The 12,376-nt window shown below is 37.4% G+C and carries 12 protein-coding genes; 6 read left to right on the top strand and 6 right to left on the bottom strand.

The window, feature by feature from the left end:
* Nucleotides 1-79: 79 nt before the first annotated feature.
* The 6 genes from K9M53_RS01330 to K9M53_RS01355 all read left to right on the top strand — a co-directional run bounded on the left by K9M53_RS01330 (nt 80) and on the right by K9M53_RS01355 (nt 6,996).
* The gene (locus tag K9M53_RS01330) at nt 80-1,105 is read left to right on the top strand and encodes a rod shape-determining protein (RefSeq protein ID WP_224017254.1); all 1,026 of its coding nucleotides are present in this window, start codon (nt 80-82) and stop codon (nt 1,103-1,105) included.
* A gap of 136 nt (nt 1,106-1,241) precedes the next feature.
* Nucleotides 1,242-2,099 carry a rod shape-determining protein MreC gene (gene mreC / locus K9M53_RS01335; protein WP_224017256.1) on the top strand — a complete coding sequence of 286 codons (858 nt, stop codon included), beginning with the start codon at nt 1,242-1,244 and terminating at the stop codon, nt 2,097-2,099.
* 4 nt (nt 2,100-2,103) lie between these two features.
* Nucleotides 2,104-2,637 (top strand): rod shape-determining protein MreD, encoded by a 534-nt coding sequence (locus tag K9M53_RS01340; RefSeq protein WP_224017258.1) that lies wholly within the window; start codon nt 2,104-2,106, stop codon nt 2,635-2,637.
* Nucleotides 2,638-2,740: 103 nt separating this feature from the next.
* Nucleotides 2,741-4,882 (top strand): penicillin-binding transpeptidase domain-containing protein, encoded by a 2,142-nt coding sequence (locus K9M53_RS01345; protein WP_224017260.1) that lies wholly within the window; start codon nt 2,741-2,743, stop codon nt 4,880-4,882.
* Complete coding sequence (gene rodA, locus K9M53_RS01350) at nt 4,882-6,231, top strand: rod shape-determining protein RodA (protein WP_224017262.1); 1,350 nt, start codon at nt 4,882-4,884, stop codon at nt 6,229-6,231. The genes K9M53_RS01345 and rodA overlap by 1 nt, the downstream gene beginning before the upstream one ends.
* Before the next feature lie 21 nt (nt 6,232-6,252).
* A complete protein-coding gene (locus K9M53_RS01355; protein WP_224017264.1) occupies nt 6,253-6,996 on the top strand; it encodes an MBL fold metallo-hydrolase in 744 nt (247 codons plus the stop codon).
* A 118-nt stretch (nt 6,997-7,114) separates the two neighbouring features.
* Here K9M53_RS01355 and K9M53_RS01360 read toward each other — a convergent pair whose 3' ends face one another.
* The 6 genes from K9M53_RS01360 to K9M53_RS01385 form a co-directional block, all read right to left on the bottom strand.
* Nucleotides 7,115-7,540, bottom strand: a complete 426-nt coding sequence (locus tag K9M53_RS01360; protein ID WP_224017266.1) for a hypothetical protein — start codon at nt 7,538-7,540, stop codon at nt 7,115-7,117.
* Between the two features lie 9 nt (nt 7,541-7,549).
* Nucleotides 7,550-8,311, bottom strand: a complete 762-nt coding sequence (locus tag K9M53_RS01365) for a hypothetical protein (protein ID WP_224017268.1) — start codon at nt 8,309-8,311, stop codon at nt 7,550-7,552.
* Nucleotides 8,312-8,342: 31 nt separating this feature from the next.
* Nucleotides 8,343-8,900, bottom strand: a complete 558-nt coding sequence (locus tag K9M53_RS01370) for an RNA polymerase sigma factor (protein ID WP_224017269.1) — start codon at nt 8,898-8,900, stop codon at nt 8,343-8,345.
* 76 nt (nt 8,901-8,976) lie between these two features.
* Nucleotides 8,977-9,936: a transketolase family protein gene (locus K9M53_RS01375; protein ID WP_224017270.1), complete on the bottom strand. Its 960-nt coding sequence runs from the start codon at nt 9,934-9,936 to the stop codon at nt 8,977-8,979.
* 137 nt (nt 9,937-10,073) lie between these two features.
* Entirely contained in the window at nt 10,074-11,129 is a 1,056-nt protein-coding gene (gene galE / locus K9M53_RS01380; RefSeq protein ID WP_224017271.1) for a UDP-glucose 4-epimerase GalE, read from the bottom strand.
* 68 nt (nt 11,130-11,197) lie between these two features.
* A complete protein-coding gene (locus K9M53_RS01385; protein ID WP_224017272.1) occupies nt 11,198-12,346 on the bottom strand; it encodes an inorganic phosphate transporter in 1,149 nt (382 codons plus the stop codon).
* Between the last annotated feature and the right edge of the window lie 30 nt (nt 12,347-12,376).

Raw genomic sequence — 12,376 nt, forward strand, 5'->3', positions numbered from 1 at the left:
ATTGGGCATTGTTAATTCGGATAATTTCCTTCAACTTTGCTACCATTACTAACAAGCGGCTTTTCTTTTATATATTCCTATGGGCTTATTTAACTTTTTCACGCAGGAAATTGCGATGGATCTGGGTACGGCAAATACCCTTATCATATTTAACGATGAAGTAGTAGTAAACGAACCTTCCATTGTTGCTTTAGATAGAAACAATCCTAAAAACATTTTAGCAGTGGGTAAAAAGGCATTGATGATGCACGAAAAGACCCACGAAAGCATACGAACGGTACGTCCGTTGAAAGATGGTGTAATTGCCGATTTCAACGCTGCCGAGTTGATGATCAGGGAGATGATCAAAATGATCTACCCTAAAAAACCACTGTTTGCACCAAGCTGGCGGATGATGATCTGCATACCAAGCAGCATTACAGAGGTAGAAAAACGTGCTGTAAGAGACAGTGCGGAACAGGCGGGCGCTAAAGAAGTGTATTTGATACACGAACCAATGGCGGCGGCTTTGGGTATCGGTATCGATGTGGAAGAACCCGTTGGTAATATGATCATCGATATTGGTGGTGGTACTACAGGTATTACCGTAATTGCATTGGCAGGTATTGTGTGCGACCAAAGTATTCGTATTGCAGGGGATGAGTTTACTGCAGATATTATGGAGGCTTTGCGCCGTTATCATAGTTTATTGATCGGAGAACGCACAGCAGAACAGATCAAGATACAAGTGGGCGCTGCATTGAAAGACCTGGATAATCCACCGGATGATATTCCTGTAAATGGTCGCGACCTTGTAACCGGTATTCCAAAACAGGTAATGGTAAGCTACCAGGAAGTGGCGGAAGCGCTGGATAAAAGCATCTTCAAAATTGAAGAAGCAATATTAAAAGCTTTGGAAACAACACCTCCTGAATTAGCAGCAGATATTTACCGTCGTGGATTGTACATTACCGGTGGTGGTGCATTGTTGCGTGGATTGGACAAAAGAATTGCCGCAAAAATTAAGCTTCCTGTTCATGTAGCAGATGATCCGTTAAAAAGTGTGGTAAGAGGTACGGGAATTGCGTTAAAGAATTATGACAGGTACCCGTTTGTAATGCGGTAAAACTATTCCAAATACCAAAGTCAGGGTTCCAGTGGTCTTCAAAATAGTTTTCAATTAATCCAAAAACTCTTCACTTGGAATTTGGAACTTGTTTTTTGGGATGGATAGTTGGAATTTGCAATTTTAAATCTCTTCGGTGCGTAATATCTTTTTCTTCATAAAAGTTTATTTTAACCTGATTATTTTCCTGCTATTACAGGCAATAAGCATTTATCTCATTGTACATTATAACCGTTACCACAGTGCTGTTACCACAGCTTATCTCAGTGAAGTTACCGGCAAAGTAAATACACAATACAATAAAGTAGAATACTACCTTCAGCTTAAAAAGACCAACGATTCATTAGTTAAAGCAAACGAGCAATTATATAATAAGCTCAAAGCTGATTTTGATTTGCCGGATACTGTCAGCAAAATCGTGATAGATACCATGAAGTTGGATTCTTTGCAACCGTATCGTAAGTATAGATACATGAATGCAAAAGTGATCTATAACTCTGTTGCCATGGAAAATAATTTTATTGAATTAGGAAGAGGAGCAACCGGAGGCATAAAAAAGGACATGGGAGTTATTAATACCAACAATGCGGTAGTGGGTATTGTAACAGATGTTAGTAATAACTATGCTATTGTAATGAGCTTATTGAACAAGGATAGTCATACCAGCGTAAAACTTAAAAAGAGCGGCGAGTATGGCACTGTAGTTTGGGACGGACAGGAGCCTAATGTTTTAACATTAAAGGAAATTCGTAAAAGCGCTAAAGTAGTAAAAGGCGATACCGTAGTAACAAGCGGACTTGGGCTGATCTTCCCTTATGGATTGCTGGTAGGTACGGTATCTGAAATTGTTCCAGATAAAAGCAGCAACAATCTTTTTATAAAAATAAGGTCAGCGGCAAATTTTTATAGCTTACAATATATTTATGCCATTGAAAATTTAAAGAAGGAAGAGATCAATAAGTTATTAGAAAACGCAAAAAAGAAAGCACAGTAAGGGAATGAGCACTGCATTAAAACACATAGTACGCTTTATTGTTTTTATACTGGTACAGGTATATGTGCTTGATAAAGTGCATATACACTACATGATAACACCTTACATCTATTTTCTTTTTATTTTGTGGCTGCCCTTTAACATGAAACGCAGCGTACTAATGATCGTTGCTTTTTTATTGGGAATTACGTTAGACAGCTTTCGTCATAATCCCGGCTTTCATGCGGCAGCCTGTGTGCTTATTGCATACATACGCCCTTTTCTTATTAACCTGCTTATTCCGCAGGAAGGTGCAGATACCAATTACCAGGAACCATCTGCAAAAAGTTTAGGAGGTTTCGGTCCATATGCTACTTATATCGCCATTCTTGCGCTTGTTCACAATGCCTGGTTGTTTTTATTAGAAGCCTGGCAGTTTGCCAATCTTTGGTATTTTTTGGTAAAAACATTGTTATCTACCATAATAAGTTTACTATTGATATTGGTAACGGAGATAATGTTTACCCGCAAACAGAAGTTCAGAACAAATACGGTTTAATTTTTTTTGTTAACAAACTTCTATACTATACCCAACATCGTTGTGTCACTCACTTGTACGGCATACCTTTGTTCAACAATCAAGATAAAATCAATTAAGCAGCGTGCCTGTTTTCAATCAATCTCGTAAAACATCTATACAGCTCATCTTCATTGCTATGTTTGTAGTTATCATAGCAAGATTGCTCACCTTACAGGTATTCTCCAACAAGTATAAAATAATGGCTTTGGACCAGGGTATCTTTCGTAAGATCATTTATCCTGACAGAGGTATCGTGTACGACAAAAAAGGAAAGGTGATGTTGGATAATACCAGCATTTATGATCTGATGGTAGTGCCTGCAAAAATAAAAGGCGTTGATACCATGGCGCTTTGTAATATCTTAAATATAGATACCGTTGAGTTTAAAAAACGAATGGCAGATCTCATCTTTAAGAATACAAAAATTCGCCCCTCTATTTTCGAGGCGTTGTTAAGTGAAGAATCTAAAGCCAGGTTAGATGAAGTGATGTTTAAGTTTGAGCCGGCATTCTATTTACAAGAGCGTTCTGTGCGCAACTATCCTTATGATGCCGCAGCAAACGTATTGGGTTACATCGCTGAGGTAGATACCAATTATCTCAAAAAACATAAAGATGAAGGGTACGCTGCAGGTGACTATGCAGGTATGACAGGGATTGAACATACCTATGAAAAAGTGTTGATGGGTGAGCGAGGTATTGAATATTGGAAACGCGATAATAAAAATCGCTTAACCGAAAAATTAGAAAATGGAAAGTATGATACTGCAGCTGTAGCCGGCCAGGCAATACACACGTCTATTGATATTGAACTCCAGGAATTAGGCGAAAAACTAATGCAAAATAAATTAGGGTCTATTGTGGCTGTAGATCCTAAAACAGGCGGTATACTGGCAATGATAAGTGCCCCTACGTACCAGCCTAAATACTTAACAGGGAATCAACGTCGTAAACATTTTTCCGAGTTATTCTTAAATCCGGCATTGCCATTATTGAACAGAACGGTAAGTGCCACCTACTCTCCGGGTTCTACTTTTAAAACCTTACAAGCTCTGATCGGTTTGCACGAAGGTGTTATTACTACTGATTTTAGAGTGACCTGTAGCGGTGCTTTTTATGGTTGCGGTTATGGAAAACCAATGAAATGCCTCGATAAAGGAACCTTTGATCTGCGTAGCGCCATCACTATTTCTGATAATACTTATTTTGCTACTGTAATGCAACGGGTGATTGATAATTCTAAATACCCGACAATTGACAGCAGTTTGTCTAATTGGGATAGGTACATGTCTGCATTTGGATTAGGACATAAATTGGGAGTGGATGTTCCTTCTGAAAAACGTGGAAATATTCCAACACCGGAATATTTTAATAAAACATATGGTAAAGGCAGATGGAATTATTGCAATTTTCGTTCGGTAAGTATTGGTCAGGGGGAAGTAAGTGTTACTCCATTGCAGGTAGCTAATGAAATGGCGTATATCGCCAATAAAGGATGGTATTATATTCCACATGTAGTGGATTCAATTGAAGGTGGTGACAAATTTGGTTTGATGGATTCTTATAAAATAAAACATACACCCACAGACATTCCGGATAGTGTGTTTGAAGCCGTGCGTGATGGTATGCAAGGTGTGGTTGACAGGGGAACAGGTATCGGCGCCAAAATAAAAGACATTGTTATTTGCGGTAAAACAGGAACAGTAGAAAACTATTATCACGGCGAAAAGCAACCCAATCATACTTTCTTTTGTGGCTTTGCTCCAAGAGAAAACCCCAAGATCGCTATTATGTGTGTAATAGAAAACAGTGGTCACTTTGGTGGAACCTATTCTGCGCCAATTGTAGGATTGATGATAGAAAAGTATTTAAAAGATTCTATTACCGATCCGGCTAGATTGAAGCAAATAGAAACATTGTCTAATTTAAACTTAATGCCTAAGCGTATTTATCTGGAAGTTCGTCGGCAGGATTCTTTGCGCCATTCAAAGGACTCAGCATATTTATTGGCAAAAGGTTATATTAAATTGATAAAAGATTCTATTGGCTTAGAAGATGATCCGACCGATATCGAAATTCCAAATGCCAATAAAGAAAGGACAATAGCAAAGGATAAAGAACAAAAGAATAACAACACTGATAATTCAGCAAAAGAAAAAGCGCAGGGCATCTTACCAAATGACGATAGAGAGATAAAAAGAGATACTGCTAAAAAAGAAAATTAATGTACCAGAAAAACCCGTCAATAGCAAAAGGGGCAGATTGGATCATGATAGTGCTGTACATACTAATGGTAAGTATAGGATTGCTTTGCATTTTTTCGGTTGAATATAAAACAGGCGATAGTGTTATTCAATCGTTTATAGGGTTCAAAAAAAATTATAGCAAACAGCTTTTTTATTTTGGCGCTTGTGGCTTACTGGCAATTTTTATTTTACTGACAGATAGTAAGTTATTTACTGCAATGGCTAATCTTTCTTACCTGGCGGGTATTTTATTGATACTGGCAACGTTTGTGGTAGGTAAGGAAATTAAAGGCTCTAAAAGTTGGATACCATTAGGTTTTATGAACCTGCAGCCGGTAGAATTGTGTAAGATCTTTGTATCGTTGGCATTAGCAAAATATTTAAGTCAACAGGAAGTTGATTTTAGCAAACAGCGATCGCAATTGATTGCAGCAGCCATTGTATTTTCTCCGGCCGTGTTTTCTATAATGCAGGGAGAGACCGGACTGGCATTGGTTTATTTTGCTTTTTTAATTCCTATGTATCGTGAAGGATTGCCACCCGGCTATATGATCGTAGGTGCGGCAATGGGAGTTCTGTTAGTGGTATCATTATTATTTTCTGCAAAAACATTGATCATCGCATTCTCTATTGTAGCTGTTCTGCTCATTGCTTTAATGCGACGTACCATTTTTAAGAGAAATCGCCAATTGCTTATACTAATAACTATTATCTGGCTGTTCTGCAGCTTATTTGTTGGGGTAGCAGTACCATTTGTTTTTAAACATGTTTTAAAAGGTTACCAGGCAGATAGAATATTCAGCATGGTGGGCGTAGATAATCCATTTGCAGATAAATCAGCAGCACTGGATGAAGTTGAATTAAAAAAGAAAGAAAGAAAAAAACAACAGCAGGCGTATAATGTAAAACAATCCAAAATAGCTATTGGATCGGGTGGTTTTTGGGGACGAGGCTTTTTGCAGGGAACACAAACGCAGGGCGACTTTGTGCCGGAACAACACACCGATTTTATCTTTACTTCTGTTGGTGAAAATTTTGGTTTTGTCGGTAGTGCTTTATTAATGTTGCTTTATCTAGGCTTATTATTCCGGATCGTTTTTATTGCGGAGCGGCAACGAAGTACTTTCTCAAGAGTGTATGCGTATAGTGTTGCCGGTATTATTTTCTTTCACGTATCTGTAAATATTTGCGTTACTATCGGGTTAGCTCCTGTGATTGGTATAACATTGCCTTTAATAAGTTATGGCGGCTCATCGCTGCTTACATTTACCATTTTACTTTTTATCTTGATCAAACTGGATGCCGACAGGCAAATGGTATTAAGATAATTGTCTCAATTAGACTTTGATATGAAGATATTTCCATTAGGTGAAGGCGCATTTACGGTTGATAAAACAAAACAGTTTATTCCTTTTGAATTAAATAAAGATGATCTGCAACAGCGGCCAACAGGAAGCCTGTTGGTAGAAATTCAGCCATTCGCTATTATTACGTCAAAAGATATTTTATTAATAGATACAGGGCTTGGGTTTAATAATAAGAACGGCGTATTGCAAATTCATCAAAACTTATTGGATAATGGGATTAATCCTGCAGATGTAACAAAAGTATTGATGTCGCATTTGCATAAGGATCATGCAGGCGGCATAAGTAAAGAAGATGAAATTTTACATCAACGTTTTTACAGTTTTCCCAATGCCAAATATTATCTGAATAAAGATGAACTGGAGTATGCCTTATCAAAGGGAAGTCCATCTTATATAACAAAAGATTTTGCGATGTTGAAAGATTCAGATCATGTGGTGCTAACGCAGGGTAATGGAATTATTGATGATTATATAAAATATGAAGTTACCGGTGCACACTCTCCATTTCACCAGGTGTTTTGGATAGAAGAAAATGGTGAGATAATATTTTTTGGCGGAGATGATGCGCCTCAACTACAGCAGATGAAAAGCAAGTTTATTGCAAAGTATGATTATGATGGAAAGAAATGCATGGAGCTTCGGCAGCAATGGTGGCAAAAGGGACAACAGGAAAAATGGACATTTCTTTTTTACCACGATATAAAATCCCCGGTGTTTAAATTTTAGGATAAAAAAAAGGCCTGCTCTAAACAGAGCTGGCCGTTGCTAACCTATGAAAAACACCTACTACAAATCTATATCAAAAAACATAGATTCCAAATAAAAAGTTAAAATTTTTTGAGGATTAGCTACGGCGCAGGCTTTGGCGAAGGAAATGCTGATTACCGTCAGCTTTACGATTCCGTAATTGCTTGATTAACAGTTCCCGGAAACGATTTTCGGCATCAAATAATTTATTGGTCCTATCAGCACCAATAATAGCAATAAAGCGTTCTTTATAGCTTTTTCTTACGTTCAAGATCTTTTCATCACGCCCAATTACGTCAGGATTATCGTGATAGCTTTTATAAATCGCTTTTGTTTCTTGTGAGTATTGGTTGTAAACCGGCCAGAATTTTTCAGCTTCCTGTGGAGTAAGATTCAACTCTTTACTAATAAACGCAACCTTTAACGCTTCAATATTCTGCTGCCTGTTTCCGGGTTGCCCGTTTTGCGCTTTTACAAAGCTGATTACGAATAAAAAAGATATTAGTAAATAGATTTTCTTCATGCTTCCGGCTTAATTATTAGTTTGGTTGATAGTGGTTTTCTCTAAAAAATTATCCAGCGTTTTATCGTCTATAAAATAATCATCTGCATTTGGCAATGCATTTTCATCAATGCTTGACGATATAGCTGCCATATCATCATCGTTGCCATATTTTTCCAGGTAATTCGTAATGGCATCTGCCGGCAAGTTATTCAGCGCATCATCAAATTGCTGCTGGTTCATTTTAATGCCTGTTTCCACCGTTGGATCTAATGATGCCAATTGTACGCCTGTATGGTTACTGCCTGTAAATTTATAAACTCCCACCGCAAGTGCACCGGTTATTACTGCAGCCGCAGCGTATCTTATAAAAGAATTACGCTTGTGCATTGAAATAACTTTGGCAGGCTGTGGTTTTGTTTTGGCAAGAACGATATCTGGTAAAGATTGAAAATAGTTGGCAGGAACCCGGAATACCTGTTCTCCTTTAATGCTATGTAATAGAGGCGATAAGCTTTTTATTTCTTCATCACTGCTTTCATTTTGCTGTTTTATTCTATTGAGGATCTGGTTGGACAGATCATCGAAGTAACCTTCCGGAACAGCAGCTTTCATTTCTTTAGAGATATTGTCTACACAAGTGTTGTTATTGTCAGTTACACAAGCCAATAAGGTTTCTGGAAGTACAGAAAAATAATCATCCGGCACGGTAAAAACATTTGTTTTTTCCATGTCGGCTATAAAAGGACTTAGTTCTTTTAATTCACTCCTTATGTCATCATTCAAATTCATTTTCTGTAAGACGTTGACACATGCACCAAGTTTAATTACTGTTTAGTATAAAATTCTCTATCTTTTTTACTGCGTGATGATAGCTTGCTTTAAGTGCGCCCTCACTGGTTTCCAGCACACGGCTCATTTCTTCGTAAGGCATTTCATCATAATACCTGAGATTGAAAACGATTCGTTGTTTTTCAGGCAGTTGCTGAATAGCCAGTTGCAGCTTCCATTCCAGCTTATTAGCATCAAAATTTTTATCTGCTTTTAACTGGTTGCTTAATCCGTTTTCTACGTCGCTTAGCGAAATAGCGCTTTTTCTTTTTTTCTGCTCTAAAAAAGTAAGGCTTTCATTGGTAGCTATACGGTACAGCCACGTGTATAATTGACTGTCCTCTCTAAAATTATCCAATCCCTTCCACACTTTAATAAACATATTCTGCAGTACGTCGTTCGCATCTTCATGCTCTACCACCATTCTGCGGATATGCCAGTATAAACGTTCCTGGTATTTTTTTATAATACCCGTATACCCTCTTTCCCTGGTGGCAGGGTCTTTAAATTGGAGCAATAGTTCCTGATCGCTAAGATGTGTTACTGCCATATATCTAAAGCATAAAAATACAATAAGAAAGCCAATCAAACGATTGGCTTTAAATATTTTAAAAATACCGGTTTAATTATTTTGATTTTCTTGCAATTGCTTTTTCAGCAGCAGCCACAATATGGTTTTCATCTAAACCATATTTAGTAAGCAATTCTGTAGGTTTACCACTTTCGCCAAATGTATCGTTAGTGCCTACATATTCAATAGGTATAGGTAAATTTTTAGTTGCTACCTGCGAAATGCTGTCACCTAAACCGCCAATGATGTTATGTTCTTCGCAAGTAACGGCGCATTTGGTTTTGGTAATAGATGCTAATACAGCTTCTGTATCCAGTGGTTTGATCGTATGAATATTGATCACTTCTACACTGATTCCTTTTGCTTCTAAAATTTTTCCGGCTTCGATCGCTTTCCATACTAAATGACCGCAGGCAAAAATGCTTACATCTTTACCATCAGAAAACTTTTGTGCTTTACCAATTACAAAATCTTCTTCTTTTGTAAATATTGGCCAAACAGGACGACCAAAACGTAAATAGACCGGACCCTCATATTCAGCGATTGCAATAGTAGCCGCTTTTGTTTGATTATAATCGGCAGGAACAATAACTGTCATTCCCGGTAGCATCTTCATTAAGCCAATATCTTCCAATATTTGGTGTGTAGCACCATCTTCTCCTAATGTTAACCCTGCATGCGATGCACAGATCTTTACGTTTTTTCTACTGTACGCAACAGATTGACGGATCTGATCGTAAACACGCCCGGTTGAAAAGTTTGCAAAAGTAGTTGTATAGGGAATTTTACCGCCGATAGTTAATCCGGCTGCAATACCTATCATGTTTGCTTCTGCAATACCGCACTGGATATATCTTTCAGGAAATTGTTTTATAAAATCATTTAATTTTAATGAACCCGCTAAGTCGGCGGTTAATGCTACAACATTTTCATTTTTTTTGGCTGCTTCTACAATGCCATCACCAAAACCACTGCGGGTATCTTTATTACCTGTTACCTGGATATCATTCAACATAAAAAATCGTATTTATAAAGGGAGCGCAAGATAATTGAATTTTTGCAAAGAAGGATTGTCAATAGTGAATAGGCAATGATGAAAATGTGTTAAAGAATGAGCGGGCGAAATTTCACTATTGAAAATTCACCATTCATTTAATTCAGCACAGCGTTTTTACCGCCAAAAAAGTTTTCATCGTTTTTAATTTTTTGCTCCCATTTCCAGGCAGTTGCCATCATTTGGTCAATATCGTATTGAGGCGTCCAGTTGAGTTCATTTTTTGCCTTATCGTTATTTGCATAAATAGCAATAACATCTCCATTGCGACGAGGACCTAATGTATAATTTAATTTAACGCCTGATACTTTTTCAAATGCGGCGATAACTTCCAGTACAGTGTAGCCATTACCTGTACCTAAATTAAACACATCGCAATTGGTTTTATTTTTATTTTCTATAAGATAATGTAACGCCAATGTATGCGCATGGGCAATATCGCATACATGAATATAATCGCGTACACAGCTTCCATCACGTGTTGGATAATCGGTTCCATAAACATGCATTACGGGAATTTTACCGATAGCAGTTTGGGTAATAGCCGGTACTAAATTAGCCGGTTTTCCCAACGGAATTTCACCAATATTTGTTGATGGATGAGCGCCAACAGGATTGAAATATCTAAGCAAAATAGCCTTGTTATTTCCGTTTTTAACGGTTTCGGAAACTACAATTTCACCCATTTGTTTAGTATGTCCATATGGTGATTCGGCAGGACGTAAAGGAAATGATTCTGTTACAGGAATTGAATCGGGGTTGCCATAAACAGTGCAGGAAGAAGAAAACACAAAGTTTGAAATATTGAACTCCTGCATACATTTTAAAATGTTTACCAATGAAGTCATATTGTTATCAAAATACATCAATGGATTTTCAACCGATTCACCAACAGCTTTGTATGCTGCAAAATGAATGATCCCTTTTATATCTTTATTCTCTTCAAATACTGCACGGGTATCATCAAAATTGCACAGATCAATTCTGTAGTTTTTTATTTTCTTACCTGTAATTTTTTCTGCCCCCTCTAAAATGAAAGCATTGCTTCTTGAGTTGTTGTCTATCGAAATAACATCATAACCATTTTGTATCAGATCAACAATAGTGTGAACACCAATATAACCACATCCACCTGTGACAAGAATTTTTTTCATGTTGCAAAGAAAAAGAAAATCGCTTACTGAGAATAAGCTATGAAGAAATTTTTATATAAAATATTATGCTATTTTATAAACAGATGCAGTATGTGATATACTATCATCGCTAATAATGCACTTACAGGAATGGTTAATATCCATGCCCAAATAAGATTGATAGTAACCCCCCAACGTACAGCACTTAGCCTTTTGGTAGCGCCAACACCCATAATAGAACCGGTTATTGTATGAGTAGTACTAACGGGAGCTCCTAAATTAGCAGCAGTAAATAATGTAATAGCGCCGGCTGTTTCAGCACACACGCCTTCCAGTGGAGTTACTTTGGTAATTTTGGTACCCATCGTTTTTACAATTTTCCATCCACCGCTCATTGTACCAAGCGCTATTGCAGAATAACAAGTAAGAGGTATCCATTCGGCGTGAGATAAAGCATCTCCAACATTACTGTAATGCCCCATTGTAACCAATGATGCTGCAATAATACCCATTACTTTTTGTGCATCGCTGCCACCATGACCTACACTTAATGCAGCTGACGAAACCAACTGCAGTTTTTTATACATGTTAGCTGTTCGGTAAGCATTCTCTCCTTTAAAATAATTATATAAGAAGGCGCATATGAATATGATGCCAAGGGAAAGCAAAGCGTATTTTTCAAACATTCCTTTTTTGCTGTGTTCAAAAGGAACAAAGAAAAAGCATGTCAACATAATAACTGCCAGAATTCCTACCTTGACCCACACACTTTTTTGTACAAATATTAATGTGATAATAATGGATATGATCATTCCTATTAACGGAGCCAAGACAATAAAAAGAACCGTTTTATAAATACTTCCGGAATCAATGCTTCCAAAACCATTATAAGCAACTGCAGCACCGGCAAAACCTCCGATTAAAGTATGAGAAGAGGAAGAAGGTATGCCATACCACCAGGTAATTAAATTCCAGATGATGGCTGCAATTACACCCGACAGTATCACTAAAAGAGTGATAGAATCTTTATGAACGGTTTTAGCAACCGTATCAGCTACTTTAAAATCGGTGAAAATATAATACGCTACAAAATTAAAAACAGCTGCCCACACAACTGCCTGGAATGGTGTAAGCACTTTAGTAGAAACAATAGTGGCTATAGAGTTAGCCGCATCGTGAAAACCATTAATGAAGTCGAAAATGACGCATAAAACGATGATCACTACTAATAATACCATAAAAAATTAATTTGGAAATTTTCGTTGAGC

Origin of the sequence: Ferruginibacter albus, assembly GCF_020042285.1 — a bacterium.
Lineage (GTDB): Bacteria > Bacteroidota > Bacteroidia > Chitinophagales > Chitinophagaceae > Ferruginibacter > Ferruginibacter albus.

Bases quoted from the DNA above. Each gene is read 5' to 3' on its own strand.
- galE (WP_224017271.1), bottom strand. From the start codon at position 11,129: ATGAAAAAAATTCTTGTCACAGGTGGATGTGGTTATATTGGTGTTCAC.
- K9M53_RS01355 (WP_224017264.1), top strand. From the start codon at position 6,253: ATGAAGATATTTCCATTAGGTGAAGGCGCATTTACGGTTGATAAAACA.
- K9M53_RS01365 (WP_224017268.1), bottom strand. From the start codon at position 8,311: ATGAATTTGAATGATGACATAAGGAGTGAATTAAAAGAACTAAGTCCT.
- K9M53_RS01370 (WP_224017269.1), bottom strand. From the start codon at position 8,900: ATGGCAGTAACACATCTTAGCGATCAGGAACTATTGCTCCAATTTAAA.
- K9M53_RS01330 (WP_224017254.1), top strand. From the start codon at position 80: ATGGGCTTATTTAACTTTTTCACGCAGGAAATTGCGATGGATCTGGGT.
- K9M53_RS01375 (WP_224017270.1), bottom strand. From the start codon at position 9,936: ATGTTGAATGATATCCAGGTAACAGGTAATAAAGATACCCGCAGTGGT.
- K9M53_RS01340 (WP_224017258.1), top strand. From the start codon at position 2,104: ATGAGCACTGCATTAAAACACATAGTACGCTTTATTGTTTTTATACTG.
- K9M53_RS01360 (WP_224017266.1), bottom strand. From the start codon at position 7,540: ATGAAGAAAATCTATTTACTAATATCTTTTTTATTCGTAATCAGCTTT.
- K9M53_RS01385 (WP_224017272.1), bottom strand. From the start codon at position 12,346: ATGGTATTATTAGTAGTGATCATCGTTTTATGCGTCATTTTCGACTTC.
- rodA (WP_224017262.1), top strand. From the start codon at position 4,882: ATGTACCAGAAAAACCCGTCAATAGCAAAAGGGGCAGATTGGATCATG.